We start from the raw sequence: 20,497 nt of genomic DNA on the forward strand, positions 1-20,497 counted from the left end.
GCGATGCTGGCATTTTTTTATTCTATCAAGAGCAATATTGCTGTTAATTCCTCTGATGTGGCCACTCATCAAATGGCACTGGGCGACTGTAAAGGAAGCCTTGTGCTTGTGGGCATTTCAGCTGTTTAAGCAAATCAGCCTGCTGCTGGGTTTCAACACCTTCAGCCACTAAGTTCACCTTAAAGCCGCGCGTAATATTCACAATCGCAGCCACGATTGAACTATCAAGGTTCTCTTTCTCTAGCTTGTTGACGAAGCTGCGATCGATCTTCAAGCAATCAAATGGCAGCTTTTGCAGGTAGGCTAGCGAAGAGTAGCCGGTACCAAAGTCATCAATTGCAATTGAGATCCCCAGAGCCTTAAGAGCCAACATATTCTCAATGATGGTTGGGTCGTTATCGACGATGCGTGATTCGGTGATCTCCAAGGTGAGGTTACGAGCAGGGAGCTTAGTATCGCGCAGCGTGGTTTTAACCTGCTCAACAAAGCCTGCTTGGCTTAGCTGATCAACGGCTAAGTTAACGTGAATTGAGAAATCAGGCGCCCACATACAGGTTTCAATCGCGATCGCGGTATCACGACAGGATTTGTGCAGAATCTGTTGGCCGATATCACTGATAAGTCCGGTCTCTTCCGCTAATGGGATAAACTCCAACGGTGCGATGACACCTTGCTCCGTTACCCAACGAGCCAGTGCTTCTGCACCAATGGTTGTGCCTGTTTCTAGGTCGATGATTGGCTGGTAGAAGGGTTCAAACTGCTTCTTCTCAATCGCTTTATTGATACGAGCCAACATCTTTGTACGATGTCTTGAGGCATTAGCCATTTCAGGGCTGTAGATGCTAAAGCGCGCCTTGTCCTGTTTTGCGTTGCTCAAAGCGATACTGCTGTTACGCAGCCACAGGGTCATATCGCTGTCTTCACACTGCTGAACAATACCAATTGAAATATTAATCACCACATTTTCTGACTCCATACAGAAAGGGGAGGCGAAGGTTTGTAGCAGCCGGTTTGCCAATAGACCCACTTCCTCTTGGCCTGTCACGTCCGGTGCGTAGATAGCGAATTCATCACCACCTGTGCGAGCCAGTAAGTAGTGCTCTGGCAGGATACCTCGCAGGCGAGCCGCTGCAATGATCAACAGTTGGTCACCATTGTAGTGTCCAAGGCTGTCGTTGATGTCGCGGAAGCGGTCAATACCCACTAGATACAGGGTGCCAGTATTGGCGATGTTGAGCTTTTTCGCAGCATCCACTATACCTTCACGGCTATACAGCTTAGTTAGTGAGTCATAGGTAAGCTGGGTTTGTAGCGCATTGAATGAGGACTTGAGATTGTTGGTCATCTCATTGAACGCCTCAACCAACATACTGGTTTCGTAGATGTTGCCCGGTCGCGGCATAGTACTTTCCCAATCGCCTTTCGCGAGTTGCTTGGCTGCATCCGCGGTTGAGGTGATTGGTCGGGTAACGCGATTAAATGCCAGTAGTCCTAAAGTGATGCCCACAAAGCTCAGCAGTAAGCCTAGAAGCCAACTATTGCGTTGATTCTCTGGCAGCTTACCCAGTAGGTCGGTTTTGGGAATCGACATACCAATGAACCATGTAATACCGTGTTCATCAGAATAAGGGGTGATCTGGTTGTAGAAGCGTTCGCCGTCGAGATCGAAACTAAAACGGTGTACTTGCTGATCATCTGTTAGGTGGAATTGGTCGACGTGGGAGGCACTTTCGCGAATGATTGGGTTCGGGCTTTCCGATGCCAGCAGTCTTTCACCACGATCTGAGTGACGGGTATTACCCCAAGAGACCACGCTGCCACCATCAGAGTGCGCCACCATACGCTGCTCTTTGTCCATGATGTAAACCGAGGCGTTTGTCTTGTCTTTCAGTTGCTTGAGAAAGGCATTGAAGGTGTCGATTTTAATGTCGCTAACGATGACCGCTTTAAACTCACCTTGGTCGTAAATTGGTGCAAGTGCAGAGAGCGTGATCTCCTGTCTTTCATCAGCATTGGTGTAAATCGTTGACCACGCAGGCTTGGTTTTGTGCGCAACAGGTGTGTACCAAGGACGAACGCGTGGGTCGTAATTCGAGATAACAGAGCGAATGTCGTCACTGATTTTTCCGCCACGATAGATGACCAACTGATTCTGAGTGCGGTCATCTTGAACCATCAGCGTATAGCCGTTATTGGCCTCTTTGCGAAAGCCAACGTAATTACTGTCTTCAGAACCAAAGCCGATCACATCCAATTGTTCAATGGTTGAGAAATGCCCAGAGAAGCTCTGCAGAATATAGTCTTGAACCTCACGCAGGTTACCCGGGTGGTAGAGTTGGTGATATCCAATGTTGTGACTTAGAGATAGGTTTGCGTGAAAGGGCTTTTCTAGGAATTCAGCTAGGCTCTTGTGAACATTCTCTGTCAGTGATGTTAATTGACGCGCACTGACATCACGAACCATTTCCTCATAACTGCTCTTCTGAGTAAAAACCATTACACCGATGGTGAAGAGAAAAATCATCACGAACGGCAAAACCACTGCGGTTCTGAGTGTAATTTGGGTTTTTATGGACATCGACGACTAAAACTTTTGTATGTTGTACTGTAATTGTACCGACTCCATCCCAGTCAAGCGACACTTTTTTGATTAAAAAGTAACTGCAATTTTGAGCATATCTAAGCTAGTACAACTCTTTTAGCTTCCTAGTTAGGGTATTTCGTCCCCAACCGAGCACTTTCGCAGCATCTTGTTTGTGACCATTAGTATGGTTCAAAGCCGCTTCAAGTAGTATACGTTCAAACTCTGGAAGCGCATAAGAGAGCAGCTCTTTTTCTCCGGAATCCAGCGCACATTTTGCCCAATTCGCTAGAAGATTCTGCCAACTATCCCCGCTATCGCTGGTGGTCACCGTTTTCTCTTCGAGCAATTCTGGCGGAAGGTCTGATGGCAGTATTTCACTACCACTCGCCATTACTGTTAGCCAGCGACAGATATTCTCTAGTTGGCGCACGTTACCTGGCCAGTTGAGTTGGTTGAGTTTAGCGATGGTCTCTGGGTGTAGCGCTTTCACCTCAACGCCAAGCTCTTCTGCAGCTGAGCTTAGGAAGTGTTGCGTTAGTTTTTCGATATCCTGCTTACGTTCGCGCAGTGCAGGGATATGGATGCGAATGACATTGAGACGGTGGAACAGATCCTCACGGAAGTCGCCTTCGTGCACTAAACGCTCTAAGTCTTGGTGGGTTGCTGCAACGATACGAACATCGACCTTCACCGCGGAATGGCCACCAACACGGTAGAACTGTCCATCTGAAAGCACACGCAATAGACGCGTTTGGATGTCGAGTGGCATATCACCGATCTCATCCAAGAACAGGGTGCCGCCGTTAGCCTGTTCGAAACGACCTTGGCGCACGCTATTGGCACCGGTAAACGCGCCTTTTTCGTGACCAAACAGCTCTGACTCGATCAAGTCTTTTGGAATCGCGGCCATGTTGAGGGCGATAAACGGTTTAGTCGCGCGTGGACTATGGCGATGCAGAGCGTGGGCAACCAGCTCTTTACCTGTTCCTGATTCACCATTGATCAACACAGAGATTGAAGAGCGAGACAGACGACCGATGGCACGGAACACCTCCTGCATCGCTGGTGCTTCACCAATGATTTCTGGTGCATCGGTATCGACAACTTCATTGGCTTGTTCGCGTTTTTGCTCATGGCTGTGGGCAATCGCACGTTCAACCAGAGTGAGGGTTTCATCGATATCGAATGGTTTAGGAAGATACTCGAAAGCACCTTTCTGATAAGCGTTAACTGCTGCGTCGAGGTCCGAGTGCGCGGTCATGATGATGACTGGCAGATCCGGTGAGCGTTGCTGAACTTGATTAAGTAGCTCGATACCGTCGATACCCGGCATGCGGATATCTGAGACTAAGACATCAGGGGTTTCGCGCTCCAGTGCCATGAGCACGCTCTCTGCATCCGCGAAGGTTTCACATTTAATGTCCGCCGAAGAGAGCGTCTTCTCAACGACCCAGCGGATAGAGCTGTCGTCATCGACGACCCATACATATCCTTTACTCATAGTTCCATTCCTTTGCAGCCAATTCTATTGTGATGATCATTGTTGTTTTTATGCTGTTATATCTTGTTGCCAACACCACCCAAGCAGCTCTCTGGTGATGCCGATAAATCTATTAAATCGGTAGATAAATGGTGAAGGTGGTATTCCCCGGCCAGCTCTCTACATCAATTTTGCCGTTATGTTGATCAATCAAGTTCTGCGAGATTGATAATCCAAGGCCTGTACCGCCTTCTCGTCCACTGACCATTGGATAAAATAGGGTATCTTTGAGTTCATCTGGGATGCCCGGCCCGTTGTCGCAAATCTCAATGCGTGCTGCGAGTTTGTGTCGCTGCCCATGAATGTTCGCCTGATGCACCGTTCTGGTGCGAATGGTGATTTTGCCCGATTCTTGTGAGCTCAAAATCTGCGCTGCATTGCTCACAATGTTAAGCATCGCTTGCTCGACTTGTGCTGAGTCCATCAAGATGTCTGGCAGGCTCGGATCATAATCACGCTCAATAGCCAATGAAGAGCCTGACTCTAACTCCACCAATTGACGCACCTTCTCCAGAATTTGGTGGAGGTTCTCTTCACTTTTCTTACCCGGCTTTTGCGGGCCAAGTAGGCGGTCGACCAATGCTCTTAAACGGTCGGCCTGCTCGATAATAATTTGGGTGTATTCGTTCAGGGATTGGTCTGGCAGCATCTTACCAAGAAGCTGCGCCGCGCCGCGTAGTCCACCGAGTGGATTCTTTATCTCGTGAGCTAGACCGCGCACCAAAAGCTTGGCCGCCTGTTGCTGGGCATGCTGGTTGAGTTCTTGGCTGAGGCGTCTTTGCTGGTCTATCTTGCGCATCTCTACCAACAGCAGAGTCTCACGCTGCCAAGTCATTGGACTGACGGTGACTTCCAGCATTAGCGGGCGGTTATCGACTACAAAGGTTACGTCGCTGTCAGTGATGCTTTGACCACTCTGCAGAGGCTGTGTAAGTAGTGCGAGATCGAGAGAGGCGTGCTGAATGAGTTGACTGAGTGGGTGATCAACAATGCGTTTGGCACTCTGTGAGAACAGCTGCTCGGCAGCTGGATTGGCATAACGCACATAGAGCTGCTCATCGAGCATCAAGGTGGCCGTCACCATATTGTCGAGTATGGCGTTAGATAATTGATGTGTCTCTATGCTGTCGCTTTGCGCTGATCGATTCACTGTTGCATCCTTGAACTGAGATTATTTCCTTGCACCAAATTGGTGCGTTGATAAGTTCAAGTATGGCGCATCTCAACCAGAAGCTAAAGATAATTCCTATCTGTTGCCTTAAAGTGGTCAGTATCCGGTGAAAAACAGACAAACTGGGCTTGTTTTGTGCACATTGGCCTACTTGATCGTTGCACGGTGTAAAAACACAGTGACTGGAGTAGTAGATGCAATAAGCTTGCCGCTTCTATGTGCTTGAATAGCAATGGTATGTGCACCACGATCGATGTTTTTTAGTGCCCATGTTGATGTGGTTTGTGGTGCACCATAACGGCGCCCGTCTAGCATTAACTGAAGCTGCTCCCCAATACCCAGTTTTCGGTTGAGCTCTATTTCAATCGCAATCAAACCTCGATTGCTGCGCAAGGTCTGGTCATGCTGAGGAGTGATTAAAGTCAGCATGAGCGGAGGCGGAGTATCAGGCTTATCTGACGAAGATGCTTCCTGAGTGGAAGTGGCAGTTGGCAAAGGCTCTGTAGGTTTAAGGTCAACTGGCGAGGCGCTATCAAATTTAGGGGCCGGAGCCACAGCTTGAACATCGGGTAGGTCCAGTGCCTTGGCTTTGCTGTTGTCTGGTGTATCACTAAAGTGCAGCACACCCTTGTCGTCTTCCCAGGTGTAGACCGTTTGAGCACTCACCATACCTGAGAGTATTGCCCCAATTAATATCCATATCGCTTTCATGATGATGACCTTTTCAGATGCTGTGAATGCATGCGTTGTAGCAGTCGGAATGAGCTGGTTTGATAGGGAATGGTACGAAGCGAATACGGGAGGAGGAATATAAAAAAGGCCCGCCTGCGAGGCGAGCCTAATATTTAGTTAGCGATTCTTACAGAGTTTCAGTAAGAAAGCTTCTCTACCAGAGATTAAACAGAGTAGTACAGTTCAAACTCAAGTGGGTGAGTTGTCATGTTCACTTTCTCTACATCTTGAGACTTAAGGTCGATGTAAGAGTCGATGAAGTCATCAGAGAATACGCCGCCAGCTGTTAGGAACTCACGGTCAGCATCTAGACACTCTAGAGCTTCTTTTAGTGAGTACGCTACTGTTGGGATTTCTGCTGCTTCTTCAGCTGGTAGGTCGTATAGATCCTTATCCATAGCTTCGCCTGGGTGGATCTTGTTCTTAATACCGTCAAGACCAGCCATTAGCATTGCTGCGTAGCATAGGTATGGGTTCGCTGCTGGGTCACCGAAACGTAGCTCGATACGACGTGCTTTAGGGCTTGGTACCACTGGGATACGGATAGAAGCAGAACGGTTACGTGCAGAGTAAGCAAGCATAACTGGTGCTTCGAAGCCTGGTACAAGACGCTTGTACGAGTTTGTTGCTGGGTTAGAGAATGCGTTGATAGCGCGAGCGTGCTTGATAACACCACCGATGTAGTAAAGTGCTGTTTCAGATAGACCGCCGTACTTGTCACCAGCAAATAGGTTAACACCGTCTTTTGCTAGAGATTGGTGAACGTGCATACCAGAACCGTTATCACCTACAAGTGGCTTAGGCATGAATGTCGCTGTTTTACCAAATGCGTGAGCAACGTTGTGTACAACGTACTTGTAGATTTGAGTTTCGTCAGCTTTCGTTGTTAGCGTGTTGAAGCGAGTTGCGATTTCGTTTTGACCCGCAGTTGCTACTTCGTGGTGGTGCGCTTCAACAACTAGGCCCATCTCTTCCATTACTAGACACATTGCAGAACGGATGTCTTGAGATGAATCAACTGGAGCTACTGGGAAGTAACCGCCTTTAACGCCTGGACGGTGACCTTTGTTACCACCTTCTACGTCAGAACCTGTGTTCCATGCAGCTTCGATGTCGTCGATCTTGAAGAAAGAACCAGACATGTCAGTTGCAAATTTAACGTCGTCGAATAGGAAGAACTCTGGCTCAGGACCGATTAGAACTGTGTCTGCGATACCTGTAGAGCGCATGTACTCTTCAGAACGTTTTGCGATAGAGCGTGGGTCACGGTCGTAGCCTTGCATTGTTGCAGGCTCAAGGATGTCACAACGGATGTTTAGCGTTGCATCTTCCGTGAATGGGTCAAGAACAGCAGATGATGCGTCTGGCATCATTACCATGTCAGATTCGTTGATGCCTTTCCAACCAGCTACAGAAGAGCCGTCAAACATCTTACCTTCTTCAAAGAAGTCTGCGTCAACTTGGTGAGCAGGTAGAGAGATATGTTGCTCTTTACCTTTAGTATCTGTAAAGCGTAGGTCTACAAATTTAACTTCGTTCTCTTGGATCAGCGATAGTACGTTTTCTACTGACATCTTGGATAACCTCCAGTGTTATTAATTTGGTTTGTGCTCGATTCGGTCGAAACTAGCATTGATTAATGTCTTTCGGTGCATTAATCGATGCTGTTTTAACTAAAGCTAAAAGCGTGCCAAAAAAATTAATCCATTAATTTCAAGGGTTTAGTTTGTTTGTGTTTTTCTTGGTGCGTTTCTTTGCACCAAAATGATCATGCGATGCACGATTGTGGTGCAATTGTTTTGTTGTGCACCATAATGAGTCACAAACGAGTACCATTCAGCAACGATTTGCATGGGTTGTCAATCCACTTTTTCATTTTACGAAGAGATTTCACCAGCTTGGCCGAGGTAAATGGAAGGCAGAGCCATTTCGAATTGAGGGCGCCTGATGGCCGGTTATTTATCGGGAATAAACGCCTGTGGAAAAAGGCTTTGGTTCAGATCACATATTTCTGGGGTTTTTGCTAGAATCTGGTATATTATTGACCGTTTTTTTAATCAAGCTAGTGGCACTTACCCTGATTGTAGAGGTTATGTGCGGCTACTTTTATGAGTGAATCGAGAATCCATGTCTACTCCACAGATTGATAAGTTAAGAAATATCGCGATTATCGCGCACGTTGACCACGGTAAAACAACGCTGGTTGATAAACTGCTACAACAATCAGGCACACTAGAATCTCGTGGTGAGACTGAAGAGCGCGTAATGGACTCGAATGACATCGAGAAAGAGCGTGGCATTACCATCCTTGCTAAGAACACAGCAATCGACTGGAACGATCACCGCATCAACATCGTAGATACTCCGGGACACGCGGACTTCGGTGGTGAAGTAGAGCGTATCATGTCTATGGTTGACTCTGTGCTACTGATCGTTGACGCAGTAGATGGCCCAATGCCTCAAACTCGTTTCGTAACGCAAAAAGCATTCGCACACGGCCTTAAACCAATCGTTGTAATCAACAAGATCGACCGCCCAGGCGCGCGTCCTGATTGGGTTATGGATCAAGTATTCGACCTATTCGACAACCTAGGTGCTTCTGACGAACAGCTAGACTTCAAAGTAGTTTACGCTTCAGCACTTAACGGTTGGGCTTCTCTAGAAGAAGGCGAAACTGGCGAAGACATGGAACCGCTATTCCAAACTATCGTTGAAGAAGTAGCAGCACCACAAGTTGACCTAGACGGTCCACTACAGATGCAAGTTTCTCAACTAGATTACAGCTCTTACGTTGGTGTTATCGGTGTTGCTCGTGTAACTCGTGGTTCTGTTAAACCAAACCAGCAAGTAACTATCGTAAGCGCAGACGGTAAAACTCGTAACGGCAAAGTTGGCACAGTAATGGGCTACCTTGGTCTTGAGCGTCACGAAGTTGAACAAGCGAACGCAGGTGACATCATCGCGATCACTGGTCTTGGTGAGCTAAAAATCTCTGACACTATCTGTGCACAAAACGCAGTAGAAGCGCTTCCAGCACTGTCTGTAGATGAGCCAACAGTAACAATGACGTTCCAAGTAAACACGTCTCCATTCGCTGGTAAAGAAGGTAAGTTCGTAACTTCACGTAACATCCTTGAGCGTCTAGAGAAAGAACTGGTACACAACGTTGCACTACGTGTTGAACAAACAGACGATCCAGACAAATTCCGCGTATCAGGTCGTGGTGAACTTCACCTATCTATCCTGATCGAAAACATGCGTCGTGAAGGCTTCGAGCTAGCAGTATCTCGTCCAGAAGTAATCATCAAAGAAGAAGATGGTCAACTAATGGAACCGTTCGAAACTGTAACTATCGACGTTATGGAAGAGCACCAAGGCGGCATCATGGAGAACATCGGCCTACGTAAAGGTGAGCTGACTGATATGTCTCCAGACGGTAAAGGTCGTGTACGTATGGACTTCGTTATGCCATCTCGTGGCCTAATCGGTTTCCAAACTGAGTTCATGACTCTAACTTCAGGTTCTGGTCTTCTTTACCATACATTCGATCACTACGGTCCACACAAAGGCGGCGAAATCGGCCAGCGTGTTAACGGTGTACTAATCTCTAACGGTATGGGTAAAGCGCTAACTAACGCACTATTCAACCTACAAGAGCGTGGTCGCATGTTCATCGGTCACGGTGTTGAAGTATACGAAGGCATGGTTGTTGGTATCCACAGCCGTGACAACGACCTAACAGTTAACGTACTGAAAGGTAAGCAGCTAACCAACGTTCGTGCATCTGGTACTGATGACGCACAGGTTCTTACTCCGCCAATCATCATGACTCTTGAGCAAGCTCTAGAATTCATCGATGACGACGAGCTAGTAGAAGTAACACCTGAAAGCATCCGTATCCGTAAGAAGTTCCTAACGGAATCGGATCGTAAGCGTGCTTCACGTGCAGCGAAATAATCAGATTTAACTGATTGAGTTTAAAAAGCCCCGAGTAGCGATGCTGCTCGGGGCTTTTGTTTTGTATGAGAGTAGATGCGAGTAAGCGGGATGCGAGATACGAAGAGCGCGTACCATTTCAGTTTATTGAGTCGTCATTCCAGAACCGAGGGACGAGGTGTCTGGAATCTTTCTTCTACGGTATTGAAGAGATTCCCTATCATGCTCGTGCTTCGCTGTAGGGAATGACGGTGGTCTGTTTAGATTCGAGTAAACGGGATGCGGGATGCGAAGAGCGCGTACCATTTCAATTCATCGGATCGTCATTCCAGAATTGAGGAACGAAATATCTGGAATCTAGTTTTTGATTCCTAGATGACTTTCAATGAAATGAACACGCTCTTCAACTGACATAAACGGCACTTCAATCACCTCATAACCCAGGTTCTGGTATATCGCCACCAAACTATCGTGAATCTCTAAAGCACCCTCAAACGGATAAGGGCGTACCTCATCTTGCACGTAAATGCTCGCTTCTGGGCGACACACAAACACTTGAGGGTGGTAACCCTGACTCGCCTTTAGGTACTTCTCATCAATCTCTAGCTCTGCTTGAGATAGATAGCCACAGATATCAGGCACGGCGCGGTCGAGAAAAGCGATTGAGTGCTGGCTAGCCTGCGCCTTCTGTTGACTCATTACTTCTAAACAGAGTGCAGCAAAGCCGGGCAGGTCGACCCAAGGCAATATACCACCCTCAATTAGGCTCTGCTGTTCAATCAGCTGGCGAGACGCCTCGGCAAAGGTAGCATAGTGGCGTTGTGCGAGTGCGTTAACCAAGGTCGTTTTCCCCGCACCGGGGCCACCACTAATGATGATAGGTTGCATTAAGTTGTGCTATTTACTTCTGGTTTAGCTGAGCAAGAAACTTATCTGACTCGGCAATCGCTTCATTCATCTGTTTGATTGCAAAGGCGATATCTTTCTCTAGGCTCATGAACTCACCTTGCAACGAGCCGACCGCACTCGCATTTAGGTTATGCTTAAGGTAGAGCGTATTGTCGCGCAGCGTATTGAGCACTGGGTCCATTTTCTTTTCAGCACGTTTCATCGCAGACAGCATGGTTTGATAAGAGGACTTGGTTTCTCGCAGCTTTTGCTCACTTGAACGGCGCAGCGAAGCGCTGGTGTAGAGGTCGAGTTCATCTTGCCACTCGGCGAATAGGGCATCCGAGACATCTTCGATTGCAGAGATGCGGTCACTGACATTCTGTGCTGCCTTTTCGCTGTCTTGGTATTTGTCGTTGATCTTGTTGTACATATCTTCAAGGTCACCGCCGTTGAAGTTGGTTAGGCTGCTAAGCGCTTCTAGAGCACTGGTGAACTCTTCTTGAGCATCTTGCTGCGACTCTTTGGCGTCTTCGACACGGTCGACCATAATGTCACGCTTGTGGTAGCCCACTTGCTCCATAGCGGAGTAATACGCCGACTGACATCCCGTTAGGGTAAAAATAGATAGCACTAAGGCGAGAAAATAAGGCATCCTTGGTTCCTATATACAAATAATCAACATTATTAGGACTATGAACGAGTTACATGGGAGTTACAAGTTGAAGATCCAAAAGACAACCGAACTCGGACTCGCGTTCTCGCACTACCTGATGGCGCGAATGAAACACGATAGAGTGAACGTGAATGCGGGCTATTTGGCTTACATCACTTTGCTATCAATAGTGCCTATGTTGGCGGTATTGCTGTCGATACTCTCTTCCTTCTCTGTGTTTGCAGATGTTGGGGTTGTGATTCAGAAATTCATCATCAATAACTTTGTCCCTGCCTCTGGAGATGCAGTTCATAACGCTTTGCAGGAGTTCGTGGCGAATACCGGCAAGATGACGGCTGTTGGTAGTGGATTCTTGTTTATTGCAGCGATGATGCTGATCTCGAACATCGATAAGAACCTGAATTATATTTGGCGAGTGAAAGCAAAGCGTCGTCCAGTGCATTCGTTCTCTATGTATTGGATGGTGTTAACTCTGGGGCCAATCTTAGTGGGTGCAAGTATTGCTGCGACGTCTTACGTGACTTCGCTTACCCTGCTGCAAAACGAGACCGTATCTGGGCTTTATAACTTTGTGATTCGCAAGCTGCCATTAATCCTCTCTTTCTTCACTTTCTTTGGCTTGTACTTGCTGGTCCCAAATAAAAAGGTCAACTTCTCACATGCGGCGGCGGGGTCGCTGGTGGCAGCACTTCTGTTTGAACTGAGTAAAAAAGGCTTCGCGGCTTACATCACCCAGTTTCCCTCTTATCAATTAATCTATGGTGCACTGGCTGCGATTCCGATTCTGTTTGTCTGGGTTTACTTGTGCTGGTTGATCGTTCTGGTGGGTGCCGAGGTCACTGCGGCACTTGGTGAGCGTGAACAGTGGAGTGAGGCGAAAGAAATGGTACACTCTACCGATAATCAAGAAGTTCCAGAACAAGGAAATCACAGTGATAGCACTGATTCAAAGAGTAAGTGAAGCTGCCGTTCGTGTAGATGGTGAGGTAGTTGGCGAAATCGATAAAGGCTTATTGGTGTTGCTAGGTGTAGAGAGAGACGACGACGAAGCTAAAGCGAAACGTTTAATGGAAAGGGTGACGACTTATCGCGTCTTCGGGGATGAAGAGGATAAAATGAACCTTAACGTGAAGCAGGTTGATGGCAAGGTCTTGGTTGTTTCTCAGTTCACGCTACCGGCAGACACCAAAAAAGGCACGCGTGCTGGATTCTCTCGCGGTGCACACCCTGCCGATGCTGAGCGTCTTTATGAATACTTCGCGGATCAATGCGCTGCTGTACTGCCAACGGAACGTGGCCGATTTGCTGCAGATATGAAGGTTTCTCTGGTCAATGATGGCCCTGTGACATTCTGGCTACAGGTTTAAGCTTAAAGGAATAAGCATGTTTAAACTCATTACTCCGACCACGGAGAATCAACTCAATAAGTATTATCACTTTCGCTGGCAGATGCTGCGCGAGCCTTGGCGCATGCCAGTTGGTTCGGAGCGTGATGAATATGATGGTATGAGTCATCACCGAATGATTGTTGATGGTCGTGGTCGACCGATGGCAATTGGTCGTCTCTACATCACTCCAGATCTCGAAGGTCAGATCCGCTATATGGCGGTGAAGAACTCACGCCGTAGCAAGGGTATGGGTTCTCTTATCCTGGTTGCACTGGAATCTCTGGCTCGCCAAGAGGGCGCGAAACGTTTGGTGTGTAATGCGCGTGAAGATGCGATCTCATTCTATGAGAAAAACAGCTTTGAGCGTCGTGGTGAGATTAACGATCAACGTGGTCCGGTGCGTCACCAGCAGATGGTAAAACATCTCGACCCAATGGCAGACGTATTGCGTAAACCTGAATGGTGTAATGAGCTACAGCAGCGTTGGGAACACCAGATTCCTATCAGTGACAAGATGGGCATCAAGATAAACCAATACACAGGTTACCAGTTTGAGTGTAGCGCTCAGCTTAACCCTAACCTCAATCCTCATAACACCATGTTTGCGGGCTCAGCGTTTACTCTGGCGACACTGACGGGGTGGGGTATGACGTGGTTGCTGATGAAAGAGCGTGGCCTGACAGGTGATATCGTGCTGGCTGACAGCAACATTCGCTATCGTCATCCAGTTGAGCAGAACCCAGTGGCTTCAACCTCTCTAGATGGAATCAGTGGCGATTTAGACCGACTCGCATCCGGGCGCAAGGCGCGAATCATCATCCATGTGACGATTCACAGTGGTGATGTGGCGGCGGTTGAGTTCACTGGAACCTACATGCTGATCCCAGACTATAAAAAGGTTCTTAGTTCCACGCAAAACGTCTCGGAATAATGCATTTTAATCTCTTAAACAACGCCACTCTTTTGAGTGGCGTTTTTTATTGGCAGCTCTCTTTGTTCACGAGCTGCGCTTGGGTGATTAAACCAGAAACTTCGTAGCATTCACTCGACAGCGTAAGCGTTAAACTGTGCGTCTGTGGTGTCACGAGATCGAGCTCTCCAGCGACTTCACCAGTCAGTGTTACGGGCTGTGGTTGGTCGCCTTGTCGTGTTGCACCAATAATGTGCAACGGCGTTAATGATAGGTGGCCGCGGTTTAAGTCGGCTTTGATATCTGCGATCTCGAAGTCCACTATCTTGGGTTGCACGGCTTCATTTTCTAGGGTCTCATTAGCTTTGGTGTCGTTAGAAGCGAAGTTAATCACGCCATTGCGAATACTGCCCTCAAGGCTCGCTGTGGCGGAATGTCTGAGCATAAGGTCATCGCCTGCTAAACCAGATGCTTGCAGCTCAAACTCGCCGATACCAGAGGCATCAAAAGGTAACGCCAAGTAAGGAATGAAGGGCGACAATGGAACACCATCGGCACTGATGGTTGCTTGCCATGGCTGACTGACCTGATTGAAATCGACTGTGGCTTGAGCCTCAATGTAACCTTGTTTCAGTGGAGCAAACAGTCGCTTAAGCTGCCATTGGCCTTGATGGCTGCTCATTTCAACCACGGGCTGGGCAGACAAAATGCTCTGATAGCTCGCATCATTGGCACTAGCGTTTAACTCACCTTCCCACAGTCCCCATTTGCCTTGTTCTATCAAGGTCAGCCCTTGACCCTCTATGTGTAATCCAGAGACCTGCCAATATGGCTGGTTAGCCAACTGAATGCGTTGGCTTCTCTCGACATTGAGCTGCGAGATCGAGAGGGAATCAACTTCTTTTAGCCAAGGTTGCAATACTTCAAGCGGCGCTCTCTCTTCCGCTGGTTCTGTCACCCACTTTACGCCGCGGACATCCAACTCTTGGAGCTTGATGGAGCGAGGTCCTATTTGACCATTGAGTTGGACACTGCCTTGCTGCCATTGGCTGTAAAAGTCATTAATCTCGATCTGATCGTCTTGTAGAGTCAGTTTTAGGTTGGGTTCAATCCACTGTTCGTCTTGTAGAGAAAGACTCTCAGCTTGCAGTGAGAAGTAACCCTGTTGTTGCTGCCATATCTCAAAAGGCAATTTGATGTTTTCAAATGATGCACTGAAGGCGGCGAGATGACCGCCTTGCCAAGCGACGTCACTTTTCAGGATATCTAGGCTATTGATATGGCTGATGTTGAAGTTTGGAATCTGCCATTCTGATTTCAGCAACTGTTGAGTTTGCTTTTGATTAAGATGCAGACTATCGATGGTGACGTTAATCAGAGACCATCCGCTTGGGTATTGCTCTGCCTGCCCTGAGATTTTAGCGCCACGCCAGTCGAACGATGCACCATAGAGAGTGCTGTCATGCGTTTTTAGGTCGAGGTCGATAAGGAAGTTATCTAGGGCCTCGTTTTGCCAAAAGATCTGTCCCGCCTTGAGCTGAATTTTTCCGTTGGGTAATAACTGCTGGGAGTGCGCCCAATCTGGGTTCGCGATTTGAATATCAAGGTCGCGAGCACTGAATTCTGGTGTTGAAAAGTCGAGATTGTTGATTGCGAGTTGATGAAGCTTAACTTGTGGCTGAGTGAGCTGCGTCTTTAATAAGTCCAACTCTTTGGATTGCCACTGAACGCCACTGATGAGCAGTGAGTCGAGCTCTAGCTGCGCCGTGAAAAAACTATTGGGATTGAGCCAAAGTTGAAGTTTATCGATATAGAGCGGTTCGGGCTCACCATCGATTGAGTCGGCAGTAATGCCTTGCAGCGTCAGTTCGTAAGGCGCCTGATAATCGACGTCTTCGACTGTGATCGGGTGAGATATCGAGTGCTTGAGTAGGAAATTAGCGATATCAGTGCGGTACTGGGTCTGCAAGCCAAGCAACAGCGTTGCGACAGCTGCGATGAGGACAGACAATACAATCCCAACCACCATGATGACTCTTTTCATTCCTAGCGCACCTTCCATTTCTTCGTTGCTCAAAATAGAGTGGAACAAAATACGCGCTGCGGCAACAAAAAAGCCCCTCAAAAGAGGGGCTTGCTACAAAAATATCGTTTTTAAGAGGGTGTTAGCCTTATCGCTTTGCCCTCAGAGCAGAGTGAACAATTAGTCCAGTTGTGGGCCTGCAGAAACAAGCGCCTTACCTTCATCGTTGTCGGTGTACTTATCAAAGTTGTTGATAAAGCGTTCCGCAAGGTCTTTCGCTTTGCTTTCCCACTGTAGTGGATCCGTGTAAGTATCACGTGGATCTAGGATTGTTGGGTCAACATCGTGCAGTGCTAGTGGTACTTCTAGGTTAAACATAGGGATAACCTTAGTTTCCGCATCGTCGATTGAGCCATCTAGGATTGCGTCGATGATACCGCGAGTATCTTGGATAGAGATACGCTTACCACTGCCGTTCCAGCCTGTGTTCACTAGGTACGCTTCTGCACCAGCAGCTTCCATACGCTTCACTAGTACTTCTGCGTATTGAGTTGGGTGTAGAGTTAGGAACGCTGCGCCAAACGCTGCAGAGAACGTTGGAGTTGGCTCAGTGATACCACGCTCAGTACCTGCTAGTTTCGCTGTGAAACCAGATAGGAAGTGGTACTTGGTTTGCTCTGGAGTCAGCTTAGAAACTGGTGGTAGAACGCCAAATGCATCCGCAGTCAGGAAGATAACCTTCTTCGCGTGGCCCGCTTTTGAAACTGGCTTAACGATGTTATCGATGTGATGGATCGGGTAAGAAACACGTGTGTTTTCTGTTTTAGAGCCGTCATCAAAGTCGATAGAGCCATCACCACGTACCGTTACGTTTTCTAGCAGTGCATCACGACGGATTGCGTTGTAGATCTCTGGTTCTGCTTCTTTCGATAGGCGAATAGTCTTCGCGTAACAGCCACCTTCGAAGTTGAAGATACCGTCGTCATCCCAACCGTGCTCATCGTCACCGATAAGTTGACGTTTAGGGTCTGTAGATAGCGTTGTTTTACCTGTACCTGATAGACCGAAGAATACCGCTACGTCGCCTTTCTCGCCGACGTTCGCGCTACAGTGCATAGATGCGATGCCTTGCAGTGGAAGTAGGTAGTTCATCATTGCGAACATGCCTTTCTTCATCTCACCGCCGTACCAAGTACCACCTATGATTTGTACACGCTCAGTCAGGTTGAACGCCACAAAGTTTTCAGAGTTTAGGCCGTGTTCTTGCCATTTCGGGTTAGTTGTTTTCGCGCCGTTCATTACAACGAAGTCTGGTTCAAATGTTGCCAGCTCTTCTTCAGTAGGGCGGATAAACATGTTCTTAACGAAGTGCGCTTGCCACGCTACTTCAGTGATAATACGTACGCTCAGGCGCGTATCAGGGTTAGCACCACAGTAACCGTCAATTACAAATAGGCGTTTGCCAGATAGCTGTGTAGTCACGAGTTCTTTAAGGTCGTTCCACACTTCAGTTGTAATCGGTTTGTTATCATTCTTACCTTGATCCGACCACCACATAGTGTCGCGAGTCGTATCGTCTTTAACAATGTACTTATCTTTTGGTGAGCGGCCAGTAAAGATACCAGTGTCAACAGCAACAGAACCCAGCTCGGTAACTACGCCTTTTTCGTAGCCTTCTAAGCCTGGAAGAGTTTCTTCCACGAACAGCTGCTCATAACTTGGGTTACGCAGTACTTCAGTTACGCCAGTAAGTCCGTGTTTAGTAAGTTCAATTTGTGCAGCCTTTGTATGTTCCATAACGGTCATAGGTGCTCCTTGTAGGATATTTTGTAGGGATTTTGTATTAATTTTTTGTTGTTATCTGCTCACCATGCTAGCAACGAGACATGGGGGAAACAGGGATATAGTTCAAAAATTATCCATATTTTCCATGGGGTTTTAAGTGTCTCGTCACATATTGGCCTAACTAGTCTATCCTGTACGCAAACCTTTGCGCTAGGGGCTTGAACATTATTAATTGATTAAAATTAAGCAGTGATTTTATTACGAGATGTTACGAGATTTGCGCTAATTTGATCACAAAAAAGGCCAGCTTTGCGCTGACCTTTTTGGTTTAAATTACGTGTTTTTAGAACGGCGTAAATTAATGAACCGTATTGTTGCCTTTATCTGCCGCTTCTGCGAACAGAGCATCAACATCGTTCTTGTCGAAAGCGTAGCTTGTGCCACAGTAATCACAGTGAAGAGCAACGCTACCTTCAGTGCTGATGATGCTGTAAATCTCTTCTTGAGCCACAGTAATGATAGCTGCGCCACTGCGTTCACGTGAACAACCACAGAAGAACTCAACCGGTTGAGGCGTAAACAGCTGAACCTTCTCTTGGTTGTATAGACGGTATAGAAGCTCGTTCGCCTCTAGAGAGAACAGCTCTTCATTTTTTACCGTTGCGGTTAGCTGTTCTAGATGTTCAAAGTCATCTGGCGTACCTGTACCGTCTGGCATTACTTGTAGAAGCATACCTGCTGCATGTGGTTTGCCTTCGTGCTCACCCGTACGTAGCCATAGGCGTGTTTTAAGCTGCTCAGAGTTTGCGAAGTAGCCTTCCAGAACGTCTGCTAGCGTGTCGCCTTCTAGTGCTACGATACCTTGGTAACGCTCACCTTTTTTAGGATCGATAGTGATCACTAGGTAGCCTTTACCCATTAGGTCATGCAGGCCAGCATCATCAGCGATATCGCCTTCGAATCGCGCTACACCACGGATCTTCTGGTCGTGATCACCATTGATTACTGCTAGAGATACAGGGCCATCACCTTGTAGTTGTATAGTGATAGAGCCTTCAAACTTTAGAGTCGCAGTAAGAAGAGTCGTTGAAACTAATAGCTCACCAAGAAGCTTTTGAATAGCCGCTGGGTATTCCTTGCTAGAAATAATTTGTTGGTACGCTTCGTCCAGTTGTACCAATTCACCACGTACCGATAGGTCTTCAAATAGGTAGCGATTTAAAACATTGTTTGCCATTTGGCGGTTCCTTCTAGCTTATTGATGCTTGAACTTGATGATGTCACGACGTTGCTTTTTGTCAGGACGACGTTCAGGGCTTGGGTTATGTGCATGTAATTTACGCTGTTGGGCGTGTGCTTCACGCTTTGCCAAGCTTTCTTTCGTTTCGGTATAAAGGGTTTGAGCTTCTGGAGCTCCACGGCGCTGATCGGAAATTTTATCGATCGTGACCGTCTTTTCTTCATTGCCTTGACGCAGTGAAATCACTGCCCCAAGTTCTACGATTTTGCTTGGTTTGCTGCGTTGACCATTATAGTGGACTTTACCACCATCGACCATATTGCGAGCAATAGAACGAGTTTTGTAAAAGCGTGCTGCCCACAACCATTTATCTAGTCTGACAGCTTCATTAGCGGTTTTCATATGGCGCTGTGCCCTTAAAGTGAAAAAATGAATGTGGTTTAACTGAGTAAAATCAGTTCGCAACTTGTCATAGATGATGCTTATCACATTTGGTAGAAGCTAAAGTGGTGGCAAATGTGTTTTTTTTCAAGGCATACTGCAAAATAGCTCACGTTATGATTTTTTATGCGTCGGCTATGATATAGTTTTGGATCCTATGTCAAATGAGTAGTTGGCGTAGCATTTATGTACAAAAAAGCTGAGAGCTTAATGATTTAGCGCTCTCATCTTCACAAAAGGGTTTAGGCAAGTGAAGTTATTGGAGCTCAAAAATCGCATGGGAAATTCTCCCTTGTTGAGCCGATTAATAGAGAATGGATTTGTATTTCAGCAAAAGCTGAGCCTGATAACTTGCTGTGTATTGATTGCCATTTCTGCATGGATACTGGGTCAGTTGGCTTGGTTGATTGAACCTGCAGAGCAGTCTGTTACGCCATGGAAAGCGCAAGCCTCGTCATCTTCTCGACCGCAATCTACGCTCGATATTTCCTCTCTCCAGAAGAGTAATCTTTTTGGTGAGTATAATGCTGAAACGCCAAAAGTGGTTGAGCAGCCAGTTATCCAAGACGCCCCTAAGACACGACTTAATCTTGTATTAGTGGGTGCTGTTGCTAGTTCTGATGCACAGCGCAGCCTAGCGGTGATTGCCAACCGTGGGAAACAAGCGACTTATGGTATTAATGAAGAGATCGAAGGGACACGCGCCAAACTTAAAGCGGTACTGATTGATCGCGTCATTATTGATAACTCTGGCCGTGACGAGACCTTGATGCTAGAAGGCCTCGAATACAAACGTTTATCGGTTTCTGCGCCAGCGAAGCCTCGTGCTTCTGCATCGGTACGTGGTAATAACCCAAGATCAGCCGAAGAGAAGCTTGAAGAGATTAAAGCGAAGATCACCAAAGACCCGCAACAAATCTTCCAATATGTGCGTCTTTCGCAAGTAAAACGCGACGGCAATGTGATTGGCTATCGCGTCAGTCCTGGAAAAGATCCCGAACTTTTTAAATCTGTTGGGCTCCAAAGTGGAGACATCGCGACTCAGCTTAATGGACAAGACCTGACCGATCCGGCTGCTATGGGCAGTATTTTCCGCTCTATTTCTGATTTGACCGAACTTAACTTAGTGGTTGAAAGAGACGGGCAGCAGCATGACATTTTTATCGAATTTTAGAACATTTCG

Annotated in this window: 16 protein-coding genes; 5 read left to right on the forward strand and 11 right to left on the reverse strand. The window is 47.2% G+C overall.

What is annotated here, in order from left to right:
* Positions 1–43: 43 nt before the first annotated feature.
* The 5 genes from gepA to glnA form a co-directional block, all read right to left on the reverse strand.
* Positions 44–2,578, reverse strand: coding sequence for a phosphodiesterase GepA (gepA, locus tag AC6R05_RS17175; protein WP_500648114.1), 2,535 nt, complete (start codon positions 2,576–2,578; stop codon positions 44–46).
* Positions 2,579–2,684: 106 nt separating this feature from the next.
* Complete coding sequence (gene glnG, locus AC6R05_RS17180; RefSeq protein ID WP_032551086.1) at positions 2,685–4,085, reverse strand: nitrogen regulation protein NR(I); 1,401 nt, start codon at positions 4,083–4,085, stop codon at positions 2,685–2,687.
* Positions 4,086–4,197: 112 nt separating this feature from the next.
* A complete protein-coding gene (gene glnL, locus AC6R05_RS17185) occupies positions 4,198–5,274 on the reverse strand; it encodes a nitrogen regulation protein NR(II) (RefSeq protein ID WP_239842199.1) in 1,077 nt (358 codons plus the stop codon).
* A 168-nt stretch (positions 5,275–5,442) separates the two neighbouring features.
* Positions 5,443–6,006 (reverse strand): DUF4124 domain-containing protein, encoded by a 564-nt coding sequence (locus AC6R05_RS17190; protein ID WP_500648115.1) that lies wholly within the window; start codon positions 6,004–6,006, stop codon positions 5,443–5,445.
* Between the two features lie 185 nt (positions 6,007–6,191).
* Positions 6,192–7,601: a glutamate--ammonia ligase gene (glnA, locus tag AC6R05_RS17195; RefSeq protein WP_032551090.1), complete on the reverse strand. Its 1,410-nt coding sequence runs from the start codon at positions 7,599–7,601 to the stop codon at positions 6,192–6,194.
* Positions 7,602–8,154: 553 nt separating this feature from the next.
* Between glnA and typA the strand changes: the two genes are divergently transcribed.
* Positions 8,155–9,984 (forward strand): translational GTPase TypA, encoded by a 1,830-nt coding sequence (typA, locus tag AC6R05_RS17200; RefSeq protein ID WP_032551091.1) that lies wholly within the window; start codon positions 8,155–8,157, stop codon positions 9,982–9,984.
* 336 nt (positions 9,985–10,320) lie between these two features.
* Here the strand turns inward: typA and AC6R05_RS17205 are convergent, their stop codons facing one another.
* Both AC6R05_RS17205 and AC6R05_RS17210 read right to left on the reverse strand, forming a co-directional pair.
* Positions 10,321–10,851, reverse strand: coding sequence for an AAA family ATPase (locus tag AC6R05_RS17205; RefSeq protein ID WP_500648116.1), 531 nt, complete (start codon positions 10,849–10,851; stop codon positions 10,321–10,323).
* 13 nt (positions 10,852–10,864) lie between these two features.
* Positions 10,865–11,506 carry a DUF2959 domain-containing protein gene (locus AC6R05_RS17210; RefSeq protein ID WP_032551094.1) on the reverse strand — a complete coding sequence of 214 codons (642 nt, stop codon included), beginning with the start codon at positions 11,504–11,506 and terminating at the stop codon, positions 10,865–10,867.
* 40 nt (positions 11,507–11,546) lie between these two features.
* On the opposite strand from AC6R05_RS17210, the gene AC6R05_RS17215 reads away from it, so the two are divergent.
* Genes AC6R05_RS17215 through AC6R05_RS17225 form a run of 3 tightly spaced genes read left to right on the forward strand, consistent with a single transcriptional unit; the run spans position 11,547 to position 13,846 of the window.
* Entirely contained in the window at positions 11,547–12,488 is a 942-nt protein-coding gene (locus tag AC6R05_RS17215; protein WP_152467951.1) for a virulence factor BrkB family protein, read from the forward strand.
* On the forward strand, positions 12,460–12,894 hold the full coding sequence (gene dtd / locus AC6R05_RS17220) for a D-aminoacyl-tRNA deacylase (protein WP_285466751.1): 435 nt from the start codon (positions 12,460–12,462) through the stop codon (positions 12,892–12,894). The genes AC6R05_RS17215 and dtd overlap by 29 nt, the downstream gene beginning before the upstream one ends.
* A 16-nt stretch (positions 12,895–12,910) precedes the next feature.
* Entirely contained in the window at positions 12,911–13,846 is a 936-nt protein-coding gene (locus AC6R05_RS17225) for a bifunctional GNAT family N-acetyltransferase/hotdog fold thioesterase (RefSeq protein WP_032551099.1), read from the forward strand.
* Between the two features lie 46 nt (positions 13,847–13,892).
* Here AC6R05_RS17225 and AC6R05_RS17230 read toward each other — a convergent pair whose 3' ends face one another.
* The 4 genes from AC6R05_RS17230 to hslR form a co-directional block, all read right to left on the reverse strand.
* Entirely contained in the window at positions 13,893–15,869 is a 1,977-nt protein-coding gene (locus AC6R05_RS17230; protein WP_500648117.1) for an AsmA family protein, read from the reverse strand.
* A 159-nt stretch (positions 15,870–16,028) separates the two neighbouring features.
* Complete coding sequence (gene pckA, locus AC6R05_RS17235) at positions 16,029–17,654, reverse strand: phosphoenolpyruvate carboxykinase (ATP) (RefSeq protein ID WP_500648118.1); 1,626 nt, start codon at positions 17,652–17,654, stop codon at positions 16,029–16,031.
* A 337-nt stretch (positions 17,655–17,991) separates the two neighbouring features.
* Positions 17,992–18,870: an Hsp33 family molecular chaperone HslO gene (gene hslO, locus AC6R05_RS17240; RefSeq protein ID WP_150870509.1), complete on the reverse strand. Its 879-nt coding sequence runs from the start codon at positions 18,868–18,870 to the stop codon at positions 17,992–17,994.
* Positions 18,871–18,888: 18 nt separating this feature from the next.
* The gene (gene hslR, locus AC6R05_RS17245; RefSeq protein ID WP_032551104.1) at positions 18,889–19,275 is read right to left on the reverse strand and encodes a ribosome-associated heat shock protein Hsp15; all 387 of its coding nucleotides are present in this window, start codon (positions 19,273–19,275) and stop codon (positions 18,889–18,891) included.
* A 316-nt stretch (positions 19,276–19,591) separates the two neighbouring features.
* Between hslR and gspC the strand changes: the two genes are divergently transcribed.
* Positions 19,592–20,488 (forward strand): type II secretion system protein GspC, encoded by an 897-nt coding sequence (gene gspC, locus AC6R05_RS17250; protein ID WP_500648119.1) that lies wholly within the window; start codon positions 19,592–19,594, stop codon positions 20,486–20,488.
* The last annotated feature ends 9 nt before the right edge of the window (positions 20,489–20,497 follow it).

This window comes from Vibrio sp. R11-SG3-ISO9 (assembly GCF_059834255.1).

Bases quoted from the DNA above. Each gene is read 5' to 3' on its own strand.
- gepA (WP_500648114.1), bottom strand. From the start codon at position 2,578: ATGTCCATAAAAACCCAAATTACACTCAGAACCGCAGTGGTTTTGCCG.
- glnG (WP_032551086.1), bottom strand. From the start codon at position 4,085: ATGAGTAAAGGATATGTATGGGTCGTCGATGACGACAGCTCTATCCGC.
- AC6R05_RS17190 (WP_500648115.1), bottom strand. From the start codon at position 6,006: ATGAAAGCGATATGGATATTAATTGGGGCAATACTCTCAGGTATGGTG.
- glnA (WP_032551090.1), bottom strand. From the start codon at position 7,601: ATGTCAGTAGAAAACGTACTATCGCTGATCCAAGAGAACGAAGTTAAA.
- typA (WP_032551091.1), top strand. From the start codon at position 8,155: ATGTCTACTCCACAGATTGATAAGTTAAGAAATATCGCGATTATCGCG.
- AC6R05_RS17205 (WP_500648116.1), bottom strand. From the start codon at position 10,851: ATGCAACCTATCATCATTAGTGGTGGCCCCGGTGCGGGGAAAACGACC.
- AC6R05_RS17210 (WP_032551094.1), bottom strand. From the start codon at position 11,506: ATGCCTTATTTTCTCGCCTTAGTGCTATCTATTTTTACCCTAACGGGA.
- AC6R05_RS17215 (WP_152467951.1), top strand. From the start codon at position 11,547: ATGAACGAGTTACATGGGAGTTACAAGTTGAAGATCCAAAAGACAACC.
- AC6R05_RS17225 (WP_032551099.1), top strand. From the start codon at position 12,911: ATGTTTAAACTCATTACTCCGACCACGGAGAATCAACTCAATAAGTAT.
- AC6R05_RS17230 (WP_500648117.1), bottom strand. From the start codon at position 15,869: ATGAAAAGAGTCATCATGGTGGTTGGGATTGTATTGTCTGTCCTCATC.
- pckA (WP_500648118.1), bottom strand. From the start codon at position 17,654: ATGACCGTTATGGAACATACAAAGGCTGCACAAATTGAACTTACTAAA.
- hslO (WP_150870509.1), bottom strand. From the start codon at position 18,870: ATGGCAAACAATGTTTTAAATCGCTACCTATTTGAAGACCTATCGGTA.
- hslR (WP_032551104.1), bottom strand. From the start codon at position 19,275: ATGAAAACCGCTAATGAAGCTGTCAGACTAGATAAATGGTTGTGGGCA.
- gspC (WP_500648119.1), top strand. From the start codon at position 19,592: ATGGGAAATTCTCCCTTGTTGAGCCGATTAATAGAGAATGGATTTGTA.